Here is a 17664-nt window from a genome sequence, read left to right on the forward strand (position 1 = left end):
GATGCGGGTAGTCCCCGCATCGCGCCCCGACCCGGCCGTGCTGCGACGTGGCCATCCCGCGGCGGGCCACCGCCGCCATCTACATCAGCCCGCGTCGCCTTGCGCGTCGACGTCGATGCCCAGCTCGCCGGCCATCCGCAGAACCAGCGCATTCAGCCGCGCCACTTCATCCGCGAGGCGCTTCTGTTCGGCCTTCAGCGCTTCGAATTCGGAAGGCGGCACCGAATCCGCACTGCCGGACTCCGCGCTGGCGAAATCGGCCAGATTCACTTCGCCGCACATCAGGTGCATCCAGCGGTTCTCGCGCGCGCCCGGTGCACGCGGCAGCCGGACGACGAGCGGCTGCGCACGCGCCGCGAGTTCGTCGAGAAACGCCTCGACCGACGAGATGTCCGCGAAACCGTGCAGGCGCGCGCTGTTCAGGCGCAGTTCGGCGGCCGTCTGCGGGCCGCGCAGCAGCAGGATCGTCAGCAGCGCGATCGCCTGGCTCGGAATGCCGAGCACGCGGTTCATGTTGTGCTCGAAACGCGGCACGCGGCTGCTGCTGCCTTCCATCACGATGCTCAGGTGCTTCAGCCCGTCGAGCGCGGTCGTGACCTCATCCTCGCTGACGTTCATCACCGGCGAGCGCGCGGTTTTCTGGTTGCAGCCCGCGGTCAGCGCATTCAGCGACAGCGGATAGGTGTCCGGCACCGTGTGCTGTTTCTCGACGAGCACACCGAGAATGCGGGCCTCGAGGGGCGTGAGTTCGCGAAGGGCGCGTGGCGTGGGCGTATCCGGCGTGGTGTTCATGAGTGGGTCGCAGCGTGCAGCAGGTGAAGGGAAACGGTCGCGGCCCGTCCGGCATCGCGCACGGGCGAGCCATATGATAGCTCGCGTCGCGTGGCCCGGCGCCGCACGGCGCGCCGACGCGCGCACTTGCCGCAGCAGGCTTTCGTCCAACGTCTCGGAGAGCCCGCGCCGCGCGGCGTCGGATACGCGCAGCACCGCGGATTCCGCCTCCGCACGCACGGCGGCGTTTGCACGCCCCGCATGCGAGCGCTACGATATGCGTCACCCCGACGTCTGCGGCGCCGCGCGACCGCCTTCGCGCACCACGTCACGCATCGCCCGACCCGCACGCCATGCCGCCACGCATGCGCACCGCTCGTCGACGCCGCTCATCCCGTTCACCTCTTCGAACCGCTTACCACCATGACCGCCTCCTCTTCCGCCCCGCACGTGCGCGCCATCGTCACCGGACACACGCGCGGCCTCGGCGCGTCGCTCGCCGAACAACTGCTGCTGGAAGGCGTCGCCGTGCTCGGCGTGTCGCGCAGCCGCCATCCGTCGCTCGCGTCGCAAGCCGGCGACCGCTTCGCCGAAATCGAACTCGACCTGTCGGACCCGGCGGCCGTCGCGGCCTGGCTGGCCGGCGACACGCTGCGCCGCTTCGTCGACGGCGCGTCGATCGTGCTGCTGTTCAACAACGCGGGCATCGTCGATCCGATCGGCCCGCTCGCCGCGCAAGACCCGGCGATCGTCGCGCGCGCGGTCGGCGTGAACGTCGCGGCGCCGCTGATGCTGTCGGCCGCGCTCACGCAAGCGGCAGGGGCCACGACCGAATGCCGGATCCTGCACGTGTCGAGCGGGGCGGCACGCAACGCGTACGCGGGCTGGAGCGTCTACTGTGCGACCAAGGCGGCACTCGATCACCATGCGCGTGCAGTCGCACTCGACGCGAACCGCGCGCTGCGGATCTGCAGCGTCGCGCCGGGCGTCGTCGATACGGGCATGCAGGCGACGATCCGCTCGACCAGCGAAGACAACTTCCCGATGCGCGAGAAATTCGACCAGCTGAAGTCGAGCGGCGCGCTCGCGACGCCCGAGGCGGCCGCGCGACAGCTGATCGGCTATGCGCTGAGCGACGCGTTCGGCTCGGTGCCCACCGCCGACGTGCGGGAACTGCCGAGCCACTGAGTCACGCGGCACGCGGCACGCGGCACGCGGCACGCGGCACGCGGCACGCGGCGCATCATCGTCCTTCGAGCCGCTTCGTCCAGTCTTCGACCTGCCGCTCCGTCCGGCGCCTTTCGAGCATCGTGCGCCAGCCGGGCGGCAATATCGGCACGGCGCACAGCGCATCGAGCGCGGCCATGTCTAGCGTGCGCCGGTACAGCACGTCGAGCACCGCCGCCAGCGGCCATTGCGGGTAGCGGCGCTCATCCAGCGTCAGCACGTCACCCGACTCCACCCAGCCTTCCTGCAGCACGCGGTAGTACCAGCCGGTCCGGCCGCTTTGCTGCACGAGCGCGGCCATCCGCGGATGATCGAAGCGCGCGTTCAGCTTCCAGCACGGCTGCCGCGACTGCGACACCTGAAGCACGGTGCCGCCCAGCGTGAACACATCGCCGAGGCACACGTCGTGCTCGGTCACGCCGAGCGTCGACAGGTTCTCGCCGAACGCGCCCGGTTGCGCCAGCACGTCGCGCGCGCCGATTTGCGCCGACCACCACGCATAGTGATCGTGCGCATAGTGGTGCACCGCCTTGTCAGGTCCACCGTGATACCGCGCATCGGCCTGTTCGTCGCCGGCGAAGCCGAGCGTGCCCAGCCACAGACGCGCGTCGACCGGCTGCTTGTCGATCGCGCTGGCGTGCGGCGTGCCGGCCAGCGGCCGGCGCTTGCCGACCCGCACCGCGTCGATGGCGGCGGAGATCGGCGGCCGTGCCGTATCGCTCATGTCGTCACACCGTCGGGCAGCGCCGCGAGCAGGCGTTCGAGTTCGCGCGTGCGCGCGTCGCCGAGCGGCATCAGCGGCTTTCTCGGTTCGCCGGCATCGAAGCCGCGCAGGCGCAACCCGGCCTTCACGGTCACCGGCAATCCGCCGTTGACGATGAACTGCAGCAGCGGCAGCTGCGCATGAAATACCGTCCTCGCACGCGCCAGGTCGCCCGCCTGCATCGCGTCGAACAGCGCCAGCGGCAACGCCGCATTCAGGTTCGGCGCGGCCGTGCACCATCCGGCCGCACCCGCCGCGAGCGCGGCGAGCGCCATCGGATTGCTGCCGTTGTAGAACGGAATCGCGCCGTCGCTCAGTTGCGCGAGCCGGTGCATCCGCCCGATGTCGCCGGTGCTCTCCTTCACCATCGTCACGTTGTCGACGGTCCGGCAGATCGTCGCGATCAGGTCGGGCGACATGTCGACGCCGCTCGTCGCGGGGTTGTTGTACAGCATGATCGGGATGCCGATGGCTGCGCCGATCGCGCGATAGTGCGCGGCGATCTCGTCGTTGGCGAGCTTCCAGTACGACACCGGCAACACCATCACCGCATCGGCGCCGACCTGTTCGGCAAAGCGCGCGCGGCGCACCGCGCCCGCCGTGGTGAGATCGGAAATGCCGACGACGGTCGGCACGCGCCGCTTCACCGCACGAATCGACGCGGTGGCGACCGCGTCCCATTCGGCGTCGGACAGGTACGCGCTTTCGCCGGTACTGCCCAGCGGGGCGATCGCGTGGACGCCGTCGGCAATCAGCCGCTCGATCAGCGCTTCGAGCGCTTTCAGGTCGACGCCGCCGTCAGCGGAGAACGGCGTAACCGGGTAGGCAATGATGCCTTTCAGCAGGATGGACACGATAGGTATTCCTCAATGATGATCTGGGACAAGAACGACGAATCGCCCGCTCATGCGACACAGTCCTGATGCGTCCGCAATGCCCGGCGTGCGTAGTAGTCGAACGTCACCGCATCGCGCTTCGGCTTCGAAATCCAGTCGTGCGCTTCGCGCGCTAGCGCCGGCGGCACCGGCTTGATTTCACCGGCCGCCATCGCGAGCAGCTGCAGCTTCGCGGCCCGCTCGATCAGCAGCGCGAGCATGCACGCTTCCTCGATCGTCTTGCCGACCACGAGCTGGCCGTGGTGCGACAGCAGGATCGCGCGCTTGCTGCCGAGCGCCTTCGAGATGATCTCGCCCTCCTCGTTGCCGACCGGCACGCCGGGCCAGTCCTTCAGGAACGCGCAATCGTCGTACAGCGGGCAGGTATCCATGTGCGACACGACGAGCGGCTGCTCGAGCATCGACAGCGCCGCGACATGCGCCGGATGCGTATGGATGATGCAGTTCACGTCCGGGCGCTCGCGGTAGATCCACGTATGGAACCGGTTGGCCGGATTCGGGATGCCCTCGCCGTCGACGACGTCGAGATCCTCGTTGACCCGCAACAGGTTCGCCGCCGAGATCTCGTCGAAACCGAGCCCGAGCCGCTGCGTGTAGTACGTGCCGGCCTCGCCCGCGCGGCAGGTGATCTGCCCGGCCAGGCCCGAATCGTGACCGGCGTCGAACAGGATCCGGCACGTGAGCGCGAGCTTCTGCCGCGCGGACCAGCCGCTGTCGCCCACCGCGCTGTCCAGACGCCGCTCCGCCAGCGCGACCAGCGCCTCCTTCGTCAGATTCAGCGTTTCCGCCATGTTCACCTCCTGAATGGATCGGGTCGGTCGCGCCGTCCGCGGCCGCTTTCCCGGCAAAACATGACACACGATACACCACAGGACACTTTGTGTCATGCGTTACAATCGGTTTTTCGAAGGACACCTGGCGCCCCATGACGATTCGCCTGAAGCTGCTCAGAAAACAGAAGGGCTGGACGCTCGACGTGCTGGCCGACGAGACGGGCCTCACCAAGAGCTACCTGTCGAAAGTCGAGCGCGGCCTGAGCGTGCCGTCGATCGCGGTCGCGCTGAAGCTGTCGAAGGCGCTGAACGTCGACGTCGAGCAGTTGTTCTCGGAAAGCCACAACCGCGAGCTGATCACGGTCACGCGCGCCGGCGAGCGCACGACGATGGGCGCCGCAGCCGACAGCCAGGCCCACCGCTTCGAAAGCATCGCGGCCGGCGTCGCGCCGAAGAAGATGTTGCCGTTCGTCGTGCATCCGCCGCACGAATTCGTCGCGTCGACGTTCCGCGAGCACGAAGGCGAGGAATTCCTGTTCGTGCACAAGGGGCGCGTCGAAATCGAATTTCCGAACGAGACGGTGCAACTCAAGGCCGGCGATTCAGTCTATTTCAACGCACTCATCCCGCACCGCACGCGCAGCCTCGGCACCGCGCAGGCGGAGATCCTGGTCATCGTCAGTCACGACGACTAGCTTCGTCACCTTTTCGCGCAAGGATCCCCGATGGTCACGAAGGCCACCGCACCGTTCCAGCAGATCAAGACGCTCGTTCGCCAGAACGTCGAAGCGGGCGACTGGCGCCCGGGGGACCGCATCCCGTCCGAGCTCGATCTCGCCGCCCAGTTCGGCGTCGCACGCATGACGGTCAACCGCGCACTGCGCGAGCTGACCGAGGAAGGCGTGCTGAAGCGCATCGCGGGCGTCGGCACGTTCGTCGCCGAAGTGAAGCCGCAGTCGAACCTGCTGATGATCGCGCACATCCGCGACGAAATCCGCGCGCGTGGGCACGAATATCGCTGCCGCGTGCTGAGTCAGTCGAGCGAGCCCGCGTCGTTCGACGTCGCGGCTGCATTCGGCCTGCCGGTCAACACGCCGGTGTTTCATGTGGTGTGCGTGCACGAGGAAAACGGCCGCCCGATCCAGCTCGAGGATCGCTACGTGAACCCGGCCGCCGCGCCCGGCTTCATCGACCAGGATTTCCAGGTCGAGCCGCCGTCCGAGTACCTGTTCAACAACGTGTCGCACGACGAACTGGAGATCGAGCACGTGGTCGATGCGTCGCTGCCGACCGGCGAACAGGCGCGGCTGCTCGACATGCGCGCCGACGAGCCGTGCCTCACGCTCACGCGCCGCACCTGGACGAACGGGCAGCCCGTCACGTTCGTGCACTTCCTGCATCCGGGCAACCGCTACCGGCTCGGCTCGCGCTTCAAGCCGGGCGCCGGACGCCACCCGACCTGATCCTGTTCCCAACGTACAAAAGCACGCGGCGGCCGTTTCGTCAGGAAACGGCCGCCGCGTCCATCACGCACACCCGCCCGCGTCAGATCGCGCGGGCCTGCCCCGCGCCACGCGACCACACGACCGGAAACAGCGGGTGATCGAGCGGCGCGCCGTCGGGCAGCTGCTCGGCGAGCCCCGGGAAATCGGGCGACGTCTTCCAGCGGCGCGGCGCGTGACGGATATCGTCGCCGACGAAGCGGATCGAGAACGCACGCCGACGGTTCTGCGTCCCCCCCGACGCGTGCAGCGTGAGCATCCGGAAACACACCATGTCGCCGGGCTCGAGCGCCCAGTGGCGGATCGGAAACGCCGCGCGGTCGCCTTCGATGTCGGGCAGGTCAGCCAGGCTCCCTTCCGGGAACCACTTCGCTTCCTTGTCCATGAACGTGCGCGGCATCAGCCACGGCCCGAGATGCGAGCCCGCGACGAATTCCAGCGTCGATTCGAGCGGCACCGGATCGACCGGAATCCACATGCTGACGTTGTCGTCGCCTTCGATGTTGTAGTACGGCTGGTCCTGGTGCCACGGCGTGCGCTGCCGCGTGCCGGGCTCCTTCACGAGCAGGTGGTCGTGATGCAGTCGCACGTGCTCGGTGCCCATCAGCGCGGCGGCGACTGACGGCGCCGGCGAGCGCACGATGAAGTCGCGATACGCGCCGTTGTGCTGCCAGTTGCAGAAATCCTCGAAGAACCAGCCCGGATCGTCGGGCCGGCTCGCGACTTTCGCGCGCTCGCTCGGGTGCGCGAGATTCGTGTCGATGCCGGCGCGCAGCGCGGCGACTTCGTCGGGCGAGAAGATGCCCTTGACGCAGACCGCGCCTTCCTCGCGGAACGCGGCGATCAGTTCGGGCGTCACGGCTTGTGCGACGCGGTCCTGGATACTCGTCATGGTGTGCCTGTCGATGGAGTGAATCACGGAATCACGCAATCACTGATTCACGGTGCGGAAGTCAGCTGCTGCTTCGCGCCGTAGATGTCGAAGTCGAAATATTTCGCGGCGATCTTCTGGTACGTGCCGTTCGCGCGGATCGCGACGATCGCGTCGTTCAGCCGCTTCTTCATCGCTTCATCGCCCTTGCGCACGCCCATCGCGACGCCGTAGCCGGTGATCCGCACGTCGGTCACGTCGGGGCCCGCGAACGCATAGCCCTTGCCGCGCGGCGTTTTCAGGAACGAGTAGCCGGCCTGCGTCTTGTCCTGGAAGGTCGCGTCGAGGCGGCCGTTGACGAGATCCTGGTACACCTGGTCCTGGTTCTGGTACGAGACGATCGTCACGCCCTTGGTCGCCCATTCGGCCTTCGCGTACGCCTCCTGCGTCGTGCCCTGGTCGATCCCGACGCGCTTGCCCGCGAGCGACGCGGCGGTCGGCAGCAGCGTCGAGCCGACCGGTGCGACGAGCGCACCCGGCGACGCATACAGCTTGTTCGAGAAGTCGATCTGCTTGAGCCGCTCGTCGGTGGCCGTCATCGCGGACATGATCACGTCGAACTTGCGTGCACGCAGCGCCGGAATCATCCCGTCGAAGCCCTGCTCGACCCACACGCACTTTGCATGCAGTTGCTCGCAGATCGCATTGCGCAGGTCGATGTCGAAGCCGGCGAGCGAGCCGTCGGGCTGCTTCGCCTCGAACGGCGGATACGTGGGGTCGATGCCCCAGCGGATCGTCGACGTGTCCTGTGCAAAAGACGTGAGCGGCGCGAACGCGAGCGCGGTAACGAGGAGCTTTGCAGTGCGGTTCATGGTGCGTCCTTGTAGGTCTCGACGCGGCGGGCGAACGCCGGCGTCCGGTGGGGAGCGGTGCGCCGGCAGGCCCGGCGCGGTGCGCGAAAGACAGGGACTTCGATGAAACTGCGATGCAGTCTAGACCGCTCAATTTTTGGGCGCAAGCGGGGGAAACAGGAATAGAAAGGCGGTGAAGGCGGGGGCGAACCTGAAGGCTAGTACAGTGGCTGGTCTACGGCTAAAAGAGTGATTTTTGCGTGTTTACCCTGCGCGATGCACATCCGACACACAGCGTATTTCCCCAGATATTCGCGAACGGCGACGTCTACACAGGCGATTGACGCAGCACTTTCCAAGCGCGGCTCAGACCGCCCCGGCAAAGCGCCCTATACCGCCACTGGAATATGCGCCAGACGCCTCAACAGCCCGCGCGACGCCACGCCCCGTCCGGCGAAACCGCGATTGCCCACTCCGTCCGGCCATGTTAAAAGTCGTCGCACGCATTTGGAAATGAAATGTTCTAATCCGCAGAAGTGCATAAATGAATAGACCCCTGTTCGACCTCGACCTGCTGCGCGCGCTCGTGATGGTCGCCGACTGCGGCAGCTTCACGACGGCGTCCGCGCGCCTGCATTCGACGCAGTCGACGGTCAGCCAGAAGGTGCGCCGCCTCGAGGAAATCGCCGGGCATCGCCTGCTCGACCGCGGCACGCGCGACGTGCGGCCGACCGACGCGGGCGTGACGGTGCTCAGCTATGCGCGGCGCATGATCGCGCTGAACGACGAGATGTTGGAAGCGCTGTCGGGCGCCACGGTCGCGCTGACGATCCGGCTCGGCGTGCCCGACGATTTCGCGGCGGGCCGCACGACGCACGCGCTCGCCGCGTTCAAGCGCGCGCATCCGCAGGTGAAGCTCGAAGTCATGTGCGGGCTGAGCCGCGACATCAGCGCCGCGTACGACCGCGGCGAGCTCGATCTCGTGCTGATCAAGCAGCGGCGCGACAGCCGCGAGGCCGTCGTGCGCTGGCCCGAGAAGCTGCGCTGGATCGACAGCGCGAAGCATCCGTCGATCGACCTCGACCCGGTGCCGATCGTCGTGTTCCCGCCGCGCGGGCTCTATCGCGACGACATGATCAAGGCGATCGAGGAGCGCGGCCGCCGCTGGCGGATCAGCTTCACGACGTCGAGCCTGAGCGGCATCCAGGCCGCCGTCGCGGACGGGCTCGGCATCAGCGTGCTGCCCGCGCGCGTGGTGACCGACGAGCACGTCGTGCTGACCGCGAAGCAGGGCTTCGCGCCGATCGAGCACATGGACATCGCGATCCTGCATCGGCCGACGGCCGACCCGATGGTCAGCGAACTGACGAAGGCGCTGGCGAGGATGCTGGAGTTGGAGGAGTAGGCAGCAAGCGGCACCGTGAAGGACGCCGCGGCACGGCCGATGCGACGAGATCGCGGGCGCGTCGACATGCCCGCGCGCCCGGCCCTCGTCAGAACATCGTGTTCCCGTTCGCGGCCTGCTCGGGCACGGGTTGATTGACGTCCCAGTGCTCGACGATCTTGCCGTTCTCGAGCTTGAAGATGTCCACGATCGCGCTGCCGCGCGTGCCCGGTTCGCGCACCGCATGCACGTGCAGGATCACGTAGTCGCCGTCGACGAACGAGCGCTTGATCTCGCTGTGCGACTGCGGATATTTGTCGCGCAGGAACGCGACGAACTTGCGGAAGCCGTCGCGGCCGTCGGCCGCGTTCGGGTTGTGCTGCACGTAGCGATCACCGACGTACGCGAGCGCGGCGTCGGCATCCTTCTCGTTCAGGCCTTTTTCGTAGAACGCGAGCACCGTCCGCCGGTTGGCTTCCTGCTGTGCGTCCGTTGGGCCGGCCGCCACCGCGTGCGCGGCGCTCACGGCGAACAGGGCCGCCGCCATCCATCGTGCGGCCCGTGCCGCTGTCGTGCGTCGCATCGTCGTCTCCCCGGAAATCCCGCTGAAAACCCGATCATACCGGGGCGACGCTGCGCTCACGCTTCACTCAGACCAGCGCGCCGTCGCGCGCGACGACCTTCCCCGACGACACGACGAGCCGCCGCACCGGCCGCGCGACGACAGCCTCGGCGAACGTCAGCGCGTCGACCAGCACGACGTCCGCGCGGCTGCCCGGCTGCAGCCCGTAACCGTCGAAGCCGCAACCGCGCGCCGCGCCGTGCGTCACGCAGTCGAGCGCGACTTCGAGCGCATCGTCGCGGCGGAAATCGTTGCGCATGCCGATCAGCATCGCGCGTTCGAGCATGTCGGGCGACCCGTACGGCGTCCACGTATCGCGCACGCCGTCGTTGCCGCCGATGACCGTCACGCCCGCCGCGCGGCACGCGGCTACCGGCGGCACAGGCACCGCCGCGGGCGCGGTCGTGACGAGCCCGACGCCGAGTTCGGCCATCCGCGCGAGCAGCGCATCGCGCTCACGTTCGGCGATATCGCCGAGACAGAACCCGTGGCTGATCGTCACCTTGCCCTGCATGCCGTGCGTAGCCGTGCGCTGCAGGATCAGGTCGAGCGAGTACGCGCCCATCGATCCGCGCTCGTGCAGATGAAGGTCGAGCCCGCGGCCGTGGCGCTCGGCGATCGCGAACAGCACGTCCACCGCCTCGACCGGATCGCCTTCGATCGCGCACGGGTCGAGCCCGCCGAGCAGATCGGCGCCGGCGGCCAGCGCTTCGGACAGCAGCGCAGCGGTGCCCGGCCGCTTGAGCACGCCCGATTGCGGAAACGCGACGATCTGGATCTCCACCTGCCCGCGCAGCGTCTCGCGGGTCGCGAGCACGCCGTGCAGATGCCGCAGCCCGGCTTCGGTATCGATGTCGACGTGCGTACGGATGCGCGTCGTGCCGGCCGCGAGGAACGCACGCGCCAGCGCGAGCGACGCGGCGCCGGCGTCATGGCCGCTCGTCGCGCGATAGTGGCGCTCGTTCTCGATACGGTCGACGAGGCGCGGCCCGACCTGGTTGCGATACCACGGCATCCCCCAGTGCGTCTTGTCGAGGTGCGTGTGGCCCTCGACGAGGCCGGGCAGCGCGAGCGCGCCTGCGCCGTCCTCGATCGCGCAGCCGGCGGGCGCGTCGAGCGACGGGCCGACACGCACGATGCGATCGCCTTCGATCAGGATGTCGAGCGCGGCGTCGGCGTTCGGGCGGACGTTGCGGATCAGCAGGTTCGTCATGTCGGTTCCGGTGAGGTCGGTCAGTGCAGTCAGTGCGTTCGGTGCGAAGGCGGCACGGCGCGTGCCGTGCCGCCGGTCAGGTCGGTCAGCGCGTGAAGCGCAGCGCGGGAGCGAATGGCGCGCCGGTGTCGCTTTCGCCGCGACGGAACACCCAGCGCTCGGCCGGCACGCCCGCGACGGCCGCCGCCGCATTCGGCGCACGCACCGCGACGAACGTCGCATCGCATCCGACTGCAATTCCGTAGTTATCCTTGCCGATCACGCGAGCGCCGGCGTGCGTCGCCATGTCGAGCGCGATGCCGAGCGCTTCGTCGGTGTAGAAGCCCGACCGATAGCCGACCATCATCGCGCGCTGCAGCATGTCGCCGTTGCCGTACGGCCACCAGGCGTCACGGATGTTGTCGTTCCCCGCGAACACGTGCACGCCCGCGTCGCGCAGCGTTTGCACCGGCGGAAACGCGCAGTCGCCCGGCGCATTCGTCAGGATCGACACGCCGGCGTCGGCCAATGCCGCCGCGGTGCGCTGCACGTCGTCATCGCTCACCTGGCCGAGCGCATACGCATGGCTCACGTTCACGCGGCCGCCGAGCCCCGCCGCGCGCGTGCGCGCCGCGATCCGCAGCAGCTGCGCGATGCCCGTTTGACCGGGCTCGTGCAGGTGGATGTCGATCTTCGCGCCGCGCTTCTCGGCGATGCCGAACACGATGTCGAGCTGGCCGTCCGCATCGCCGTCGAGCGTCGTCGGGTCGATCCCGCCGACCACGTCCGCGCCTTCGCGCACGGCCGCGTCGAGAATCTCGGCGGTGCCGGGGCACGTGACGACGCCAGCCTGCGGAAACGCGACCAGTTCGATATCGACGATCCCGCGCCATTGCTCGCGCGCGGCCATCACGGCCTGCAGGTTCGACAGGCCGGTGGTTGCATCGACGTCGACGTGGCTGCGCATCGCGACCGTGCCGAAGGCGGCGGCCTGCGCGATCAGCGCATTCGCGCGCTCGACGATCGGCGGCGCGGCCGCGAGCTGGCGCTTCTCGACCGCGAGCCGCTCGCGCAGCGTGCCGACCGGTTCGTGCGGCACCCAGCGATCGCCGACGAAGCTCTTGTCGAGATGGATGTGACCGTCGACGAAGCCGGGCAGCACGACGCGGCCGTCGAGGTCGATCGTTTGCGCGCCGGGCGCGGCGGCGCAATCGGCGCCGATCGCGGCAAAGCGGCCGTCACGGACGACGAGGTGGATGGGCTGGCCGCCGGCGTCGACGGCGTTGATGAAGAGACGATCGGTCATGGCTCGGAATGTGGGGCGGTCGCGGCACGTCGCCGGCGCGGACAGGGGAAGGCACCGCAGCCGGCACGGCGCGACCGTTGGCAGGGAATCCGGCCACGATATCGGAGGCCGTCGCCCGAGGCCAATTAAATGTCGCGATGCCGCGCATTCGATTTCGCGATGCGCGGCGCGCGCGGCCGCCGGGCCTGGCACGGCGATGGGGCGGGATCACGGGGAAGACGGCGGAAAGGCCGAAGGTCGCGCAGTATCGGCATCACCGGAATGCGGATGTCCGGAAAGCGTGTCGCGCCCTTGCCGGGCGTCGCTTTCGCGCGCCGCCTGCGCGGCGATTTACGCGGCAACAGACTTTACACGTTGTTACCCGGCCGCACCGGACGCGCCTCCGGCCATTCCTTATACTCACGCCGAGTTCGCCACCCGTTCCGGCATTCGTCGGCGAACCCGTTGCCGATGCAGGAAACATCATGATGCGCATGCCTTCCACGAAGACCGTTCTGTTCGCCTCGCTCGTCGCCGTCGCGGCGCTTCCGCTGACCGCCTGCGTCGCGCCGGGTTACTACGGCGCGCAGCCGGGGTATCCGCAGCAGCAACAATACGCGACGCCCGGCTACGCGCAGCCCGCGTATTCGCAACCGGGTTACGTGCAGCAGCAACAGCCGTATCCGAACCAGGCGCCGCAGCCGTACGATCAGTACGGCAACCCGCAGCAATACGGGTCGCAGCCATATGACCAGTACGGCAATCAGCAGCAGTACGGCAACGGCTACGGCACGCAATACGGCACGGTCTCGAACATCCAGCCGGTCAATGGCTCGGTCGGCCCGTCGGGCGTCGCCGGCACTGTCGTCGGTGCGCTGGTCGGCGGCCTGGTCGGCAACCAGTTCGGCCGCGGTCACGGCCGCGATGCGGCCACCGTGATCGGCGCGCTCGGCGGTGCGGTGGCCGGCAACCAGATCGGCCAGCAGATGGGCGCCGCGCAAGGCCCGAGCAGCTACCGGATCGACGTGCAGGTCAGCGACGGCACGATGCGCTCGTTCGACGTGCAGTCGCCGGGCAACCTGCGTCCGGGCGATCGCGTGCAGATCAACGGCAATCAATTGTCGCGTTATTGATTCCGATGCGGAGCGCCTGACCTGATCGGGCGCCTCGTCGCGCGTTTGGCGTCGGGCACCGGTTCGGCGCGACGGCGCGCCGGTTTCACCTCGCTCTCGTTCTTCGTGCCCGCGCGGCGCGCATCACGCGCCGCCGATATTTCCGCGGCACCCTCGCCCGCAACGCCCCCGTCGCGCGATCACTCCAACGCTCACCCGCACCGGTGCCCCGGGCATCGGCGTCACACCCGCTCGACACCAAGCCCGACGCGCGTCGACCGCGCAGCCGCCTGCAGATGCCGCGAACGCCGGTAGAGGATCGCCATCAGCGCCATCACCGCCGCGCCGGCATACAGCGACCCGCGCGTCGACGGATCGACGCCAAGCATCACGAACACGAACGCGACGAACATGAGGCAGATCCACGACGTGACCGACGCGTACGGCAGGCGGAACGCCACCGTCTCGCCGCGCGCGGCCAGCGCGCGCCGGAACCGCATGTGGGTCAGCACGATCATCGCCCAGATCACGGCCACGTCGAACGACAGGAACGACATCAGCCAGCCGAACACGCGTGCCGGGATCACGTAGTTCAGTACCACGCCGACCGACATGAACAGCACGGTCGCCCGCACCGCGCGCGACGGCGACCCGCTTGCGCTCAGCGCCGCGAACGACGCGGGCGCGAGGCCGTTGCCGGCCATGCTCGACAGCATGCGCGCGCCGCTGAACACGATGCAGTTGAAGCTCGACAACGCGGCCGTCACGACCACGAAGTTGACGATGCCGGCCGCCTGTCGCAGCCCGAGCGATTCGAACGTCGTCACGAACGGGCTGCCATGCTCGCCGAGCTCGTGCCACGGATACAGCGCCATGATGATGAACAGCGCGCCGACGTAGAAGATCAGGATGCGCCACAGCACCGAGTTGATCGCGCGCGGGATCATCTTCTGCGGCTCGCGCGCCTCGCCGGCGGTGAGGCCGATCATCTCGACGCCCGCGAACGAATACGCGACGATCGGCAGCGCGCTCACGACCCCGAGCACGCCATGCGGAAACACGCCGCCGTGGCGCCACAGGTTCGACAGGCCGACGGGCTCGCCGCCATGGCCGATCCCGGTGAACACGATCAGCGCGCCGCCCGCGATCATCAGCACGATCGTCACGACCTTCACGATCGCGAACCAGAACTCCAGTTCGCCGTACACCTTCACGTTGAGCAGGTTGAACGCCGAGATCGCGGCGATCGCCGACACGACCCACAGCCACTGCGGCACATCCGGAAACCAGAAGCCCATGTAGATGCCGATGGCGGTCGTCTCCGCGACACCGACGCCGACCATCAGCAGCCAGTAGCTCCAGCCGACCACATAGCCGGCGAACGGCCCGACATATTCGAACGCATACGCACCGAACGAGCCGGACACCGGCCGATGCACGGCCATCTCGCCGAGCGCGCGCATGATCAGGAAAATCATCGCGCCGCCGATCAGGTAGGCGACGAGCGCGCCGGGCCCGGCCGCCTTGATCGCGGACGCCGAGCCGAGGAACAGGCCGACGCCGATGGCCATGCCGAGCGCCATGAACGAAATCTGGCGCGCGCCGAGTTCGCGCCGCATCGTGTGCTGTTGCATGTTGTCTCCAGTCGTTGATCGTCGCGGCGAGCCGGGTCGGCCGGCCGCTGGATGGAGCGGCCGGCGTCGTGTGCCGGCCGCCCTGCTGCAGCGCACGGTCGCCGGTTCAGCGGCCGTGCAGAAAGCGTTCGACGCGAAACGGCGTCGGGTCGACGAACGGCTGCGTGCCGGTCATCAGGTCGGCGACCAGCCGGCCGGTCACGGGGCCGAGCGTGAAGCCGTGATGCGCATGCCCGAACGCGAACCACAGATCGCGGTGGCGCGGCGCCGCACCGATCACGGGCAGCATGTCGGGCGTGCACGGCCGGCGGCCGAGCCACGGCGCGCCGTCGACGCGCGCGCCGAGCGGAAACAGCTCGCGCGCGACCGGTTCGACGGCGGCGAGCTGGACGGGCGTCGGCGGCGTATCGCAAAGCCCGAGCTCGACGCCGGTCGTCAGGCGGATGCCGCGCGTCATCGGCGTGATCAGGAAGCCGCTGTCGGCATCGAGCACGGGCCCGTTCAGCCGCGCGCCCGGCTGCGCCGCGTAGTGCATGTGATAGCCGCGCTTGACCGCGAGCGGCAGCGTGTAGCCGAGCCGTTCGCACAGCAGGTCCGACCACGGCCCGAGCGCGACGACTGCCGCGCGCGCATCGACCGGGCCTTGCGCGGTGTCGACGCGCCAGCCGTTCGCGGCCGACAGCGTCAGCGCGTCGCCGGTGAGGATGCGGCCGCCGAGTTGCTCGAAGTGGCGCGCATACGCGGTCACGAGTGCATTCGGATCACTGATCGAATCGGAGCCCGTGTAGCGCAGCGCGCCGACCAGCGCGCGGCTCAGGTTCGGCTCGGCGTCGCGCAGTGCGGCCGCATCGAGCGCGTCGAAGATCACGCCGTATTCGGCGTGCCAGCGCTCGGCGGCGCGCGTTTCGGCATCGCGCGTCGCGGCCGTGCGGAACACCTTCAGCCAGCCGCCTTCGCGCAGCAATGCGCCCGCGCCGGACGCTTCGATCAACGCACGATGCTCGGTCACGCAGTGTTCGATCAGCGGCGCATACGCGCGCGCGATCTCCGCATGGCGCGCCGGATGCGAGTTGCGCCAGTAGCGGTACAGGAACGGAATCAGTTTCGGCAGCGCGCCGACGTGATAGCGGACGTCGGGCGAGCGGTTGCACGCGTATTTCAGCAGCGTGCCGAAGCCGCGCGGAAACGCGTACGGATACACGCCTTCGCGCTGGATCAGCCCGGCATTGCCGAGCGATGTCTCGTTGCCGGGCGCCTTGCGGTCAACGAGCGCGACCGACAGGCCGCGCTGTTGCAGGTGCACGGCAACGGACACGCCGATCATGCCGCCGCCCAGGACGAGCGTGTCGAATGTCATCGGGCGTTCCTCGGGGCGCGCGGCGCGGGCGTCAGGCGAGCGCGGTCACGGCGATCTCGACGTCGAGACCGGGTTTCATCAGCAACGCCTGCACGCAGGCGCGGGTCGGCGCGTGGCCGGCCGGCACCCAGGCGTCCCACACCGCATTGAATGCGTCGAAGTGCGCGGCATCGCTGAGCCATATGTTGGCCGTCAGCACGCGCGTCTTGTCGATGCCGGCCGAGGCGAGGAGCGCGTCGATACGCGTAAGGATTTCGGTCGCCTGCACGGCGATCGGCGCGCCGGCCGTATCGGGCACCTGGCCGGCCAGGTGGACGAAGCCGTTCGCGATCACGACCTGGCTCATGCGTGCGCTCGTCTGCAGACGTTGGATTTCACTGGACATGATGGTTTGCACCTTCGCAAGGCCGGCCGCGACCGGCCGGGAAAATAAATGGCTGGGAAAGCCGCTGCCGTATGCGGAATCGTGGGGCAACCGCCGCACGGGCGAGCTGTGCCGATACGCACACGTGTCGTTCACGCCGGCCGCACCGGCCCCGCGAGTTTCGCGCCGTCCGATGCTAGAGTGGCCGTCACGCCCACCATCGGCGATTTCGACGAAAATTATCATATACGAGAAAATTTATTCTCGTATACGACAAAATCCGTATTCACGTCACGTACGCCGCGCCCCGTATCCGCATGCCCAAAGCCACCGTCCCCGTTCCGCCGCCCACCGACGCCGCGCCGCAGCTCGACCACCAGACGGTCGGCGCGCGGCTGCGCGACGCGCGCAAGTCGCGCGGCCTGACGCTCGCGCAACTGTCCGAGCGCTCAGGTATCGCGGTGTCGACGATATCGAAGGCCGAGCGCGGCGACATCGCGCTCACCTACGACAAGTTCGCGGCGCTCACGCATGCGCTCGCGCTCGACTTCGACACGATGTTCGGCCGCCCGGCGCCCGCCGGCGCGATGACGCCGTCGTTCACGCCGGCCGGCCAGCAGATGGTCTATGACACGCCGAACTACGCGTACGGGATGCTCGCGAACGACCTGACCGGCAAGCGGATGGTGCCCGTGCGCGGGCGCATCCATGCGCGCAAGCTGTCGGACTTCCCCGACTACATCCGGCACAGCGGCGAGGAGTTCGTGTTCGTGCTGAGCGGCGAGCTGGAGCTGCGCTTCGAGAATGGCCATGCGTACCGGCTCGGCGCCGGCGACAGCCTGTATTTCGACAGCGCGGTCGGGCACGTGTACCTGAGCCTCGGCGACACCGATGCCGAGGTGCTCGCGTGCTGCGTCGACGGCGATGCCAGGCGGCCGCGCGACGCGATCTGACGCTCTGACGATCTGAATGCGATCACGCGGCGGTGCCGAACGTCGCCGCGCAACACCGGGATTCCTATTACGATAAGGACGATGCATCCCGCGGCCCCAGCGGCTCG

The 17664-nt window shown here is 68.5% G+C and carries 18 protein-coding genes; 6 read left to right on the top strand and 12 right to left on the bottom strand.

Annotated elements, in window-relative coordinates:
* Positions 1 to 84: 84 nt before the first annotated feature.
* Positions 85 to 792 (bottom strand): YceH family protein, encoded by a 708-nt coding sequence (locus CFB39_RS31600; RefSeq protein WP_089475884.1) that lies wholly within the window; start codon positions 790 to 792, stop codon positions 85 to 87.
* A 402-nt stretch (positions 793 to 1194) separates the two neighbouring features.
* On the opposite strand from CFB39_RS31600, the gene CFB39_RS31605 reads away from it, so the two are divergent.
* Entirely contained in the window at positions 1195 to 1959 is a 765-nt protein-coding gene (locus CFB39_RS31605) for an SDR family oxidoreductase (protein ID WP_089475885.1), read from the top strand.
* A gap of 55 nt (positions 1960 to 2014) precedes the next feature.
* Here the strand turns inward: CFB39_RS31605 and CFB39_RS31610 are convergent, their stop codons facing one another.
* Genes CFB39_RS31610 through CFB39_RS31620 form a run of 3 tightly spaced genes read right to left on the bottom strand, consistent with a single transcriptional unit; the run spans position 2015 to position 4448 of the window.
* The gene (locus CFB39_RS31610; RefSeq protein WP_089475886.1) at positions 2015 to 2722 is read right to left on the bottom strand and encodes an MOSC domain-containing protein; all 708 of its coding nucleotides are present in this window, start codon (positions 2720 to 2722) and stop codon (positions 2015 to 2017) included.
* Positions 2719 to 3615 (bottom strand): dihydrodipicolinate synthase family protein, encoded by an 897-nt coding sequence (locus tag CFB39_RS31615; RefSeq protein WP_089475887.1) that lies wholly within the window; start codon positions 3613 to 3615, stop codon positions 2719 to 2721. The genes CFB39_RS31610 and CFB39_RS31615 overlap by 4 nt, the downstream gene beginning before the upstream one ends.
* A gap of 50 nt (positions 3616 to 3665) precedes the next feature.
* Positions 3666 to 4448 carry an aldolase gene (locus CFB39_RS31620; RefSeq protein WP_089475888.1) on the bottom strand — a complete coding sequence of 261 codons (783 nt, stop codon included), beginning with the start codon at positions 4446 to 4448 and terminating at the stop codon, positions 3666 to 3668.
* 134 nt (positions 4449 to 4582) lie between these two features.
* Here CFB39_RS31620 and CFB39_RS31625 point away from each other — a divergent pair, with 134 nt between their 5' ends.
* Together CFB39_RS31625 and hutC are read left to right on the top strand one after the other, a co-directional pair.
* On the top strand, positions 4583 to 5125 hold the full coding sequence (locus CFB39_RS31625) for a helix-turn-helix domain-containing protein (RefSeq protein WP_089475889.1): 543 nt from the start codon (positions 4583 to 4585) through the stop codon (positions 5123 to 5125).
* 30 nt (positions 5126 to 5155) lie between these two features.
* Positions 5156 to 5893, top strand: a complete 738-nt coding sequence (gene hutC / locus CFB39_RS31630) for a histidine utilization repressor (RefSeq protein ID WP_069252748.1) — start codon at positions 5156 to 5158, stop codon at positions 5891 to 5893.
* An 82-nt stretch (positions 5894 to 5975) separates the two neighbouring features.
* On the opposite strand, the gene CFB39_RS31635 is transcribed toward hutC, so the two are convergent.
* Entirely contained in the window at positions 5976 to 6824 is an 849-nt protein-coding gene (locus CFB39_RS31635; protein ID WP_089475890.1) for a phytanoyl-CoA dioxygenase family protein, read from the bottom strand.
* 47 nt (positions 6825 to 6871) lie between these two features.
* Positions 6872 to 7675: an ABC transporter substrate-binding protein gene (locus CFB39_RS31640; RefSeq protein ID WP_089475891.1), complete on the bottom strand. Its 804-nt coding sequence runs from the start codon at positions 7673 to 7675 to the stop codon at positions 6872 to 6874.
* Positions 7676 to 8198: 523 nt separating this feature from the next.
* Between CFB39_RS31640 and CFB39_RS31645 the strand changes: the two genes are divergently transcribed.
* Entirely contained in the window at positions 8199 to 9059 is an 861-nt protein-coding gene (locus tag CFB39_RS31645) for a LysR family transcriptional regulator (protein ID WP_089475892.1), read from the top strand.
* An 88-nt stretch (positions 9060 to 9147) separates the two neighbouring features.
* Here CFB39_RS31645 and CFB39_RS31650 read toward each other — a convergent pair whose 3' ends face one another.
* The 3 genes from CFB39_RS31650 to CFB39_RS31660 all read right to left on the bottom strand — a co-directional run bounded on the left by CFB39_RS31650 (position 9148) and on the right by CFB39_RS31660 (position 12158).
* Complete coding sequence (locus CFB39_RS31650; protein WP_089475893.1) at positions 9148 to 9621, bottom strand: nuclear transport factor 2 family protein; 474 nt, start codon at positions 9619 to 9621, stop codon at positions 9148 to 9150.
* Between the two features lie 67 nt (positions 9622 to 9688).
* Complete coding sequence (locus tag CFB39_RS31655; RefSeq protein ID WP_089475894.1) at positions 9689 to 10873, bottom strand: amidohydrolase family protein; 1185 nt, start codon at positions 10871 to 10873, stop codon at positions 9689 to 9691.
* Between the two features lie 85 nt (positions 10874 to 10958).
* Complete coding sequence (locus CFB39_RS31660; RefSeq protein WP_089475895.1) at positions 10959 to 12158, bottom strand: amidohydrolase family protein; 1200 nt, start codon at positions 12156 to 12158, stop codon at positions 10959 to 10961.
* 464 nt (positions 12159 to 12622) lie between these two features.
* On the opposite strand from CFB39_RS31660, the gene CFB39_RS31670 reads away from it, so the two are divergent.
* On the top strand, positions 12623 to 13270 hold the full coding sequence (locus CFB39_RS31670; RefSeq protein WP_089428777.1) for a glycine zipper 2TM domain-containing protein: 648 nt from the start codon (positions 12623 to 12625) through the stop codon (positions 13268 to 13270).
* Between the two features lie 221 nt (positions 13271 to 13491).
* Here CFB39_RS31670 and CFB39_RS31675 read toward each other — a convergent pair whose 3' ends face one another.
* The 3 genes from CFB39_RS31675 to CFB39_RS31685 form a co-directional block, all read right to left on the bottom strand.
* Entirely contained in the window at positions 13492 to 14883 is a 1392-nt protein-coding gene (locus CFB39_RS31675) for an amino acid permease (RefSeq protein WP_089475897.1), read from the bottom strand.
* 106 nt (positions 14884 to 14989) lie between these two features.
* A complete protein-coding gene (locus CFB39_RS31680; RefSeq protein ID WP_089475898.1) occupies positions 14990 to 16240 on the bottom strand; it encodes an FAD-binding oxidoreductase in 1251 nt (416 codons plus the stop codon).
* Between the two features lie 31 nt (positions 16241 to 16271).
* Positions 16272 to 16625, bottom strand: a complete 354-nt coding sequence (locus CFB39_RS31685; protein ID WP_089475899.1) for a RidA family protein — start codon at positions 16623 to 16625, stop codon at positions 16272 to 16274.
* A 296-nt stretch (positions 16626 to 16921) separates the two neighbouring features.
* Between CFB39_RS31685 and CFB39_RS31690 the strand changes: the two genes are divergently transcribed.
* Positions 16922 to 17557 (top strand): helix-turn-helix domain-containing protein, encoded by a 636-nt coding sequence (locus tag CFB39_RS31690; RefSeq protein WP_089475900.1) that lies wholly within the window; start codon positions 16922 to 16924, stop codon positions 17555 to 17557.
* Positions 17558 to 17664: the final 107 nt, after the last annotated feature.

It is taken from the genome of Burkholderia sp. AU6039, from assembly GCF_002223365.1.
Classification (GTDB): Bacteria; Pseudomonadota; Gammaproteobacteria; order Burkholderiales; family Burkholderiaceae; genus Burkholderia.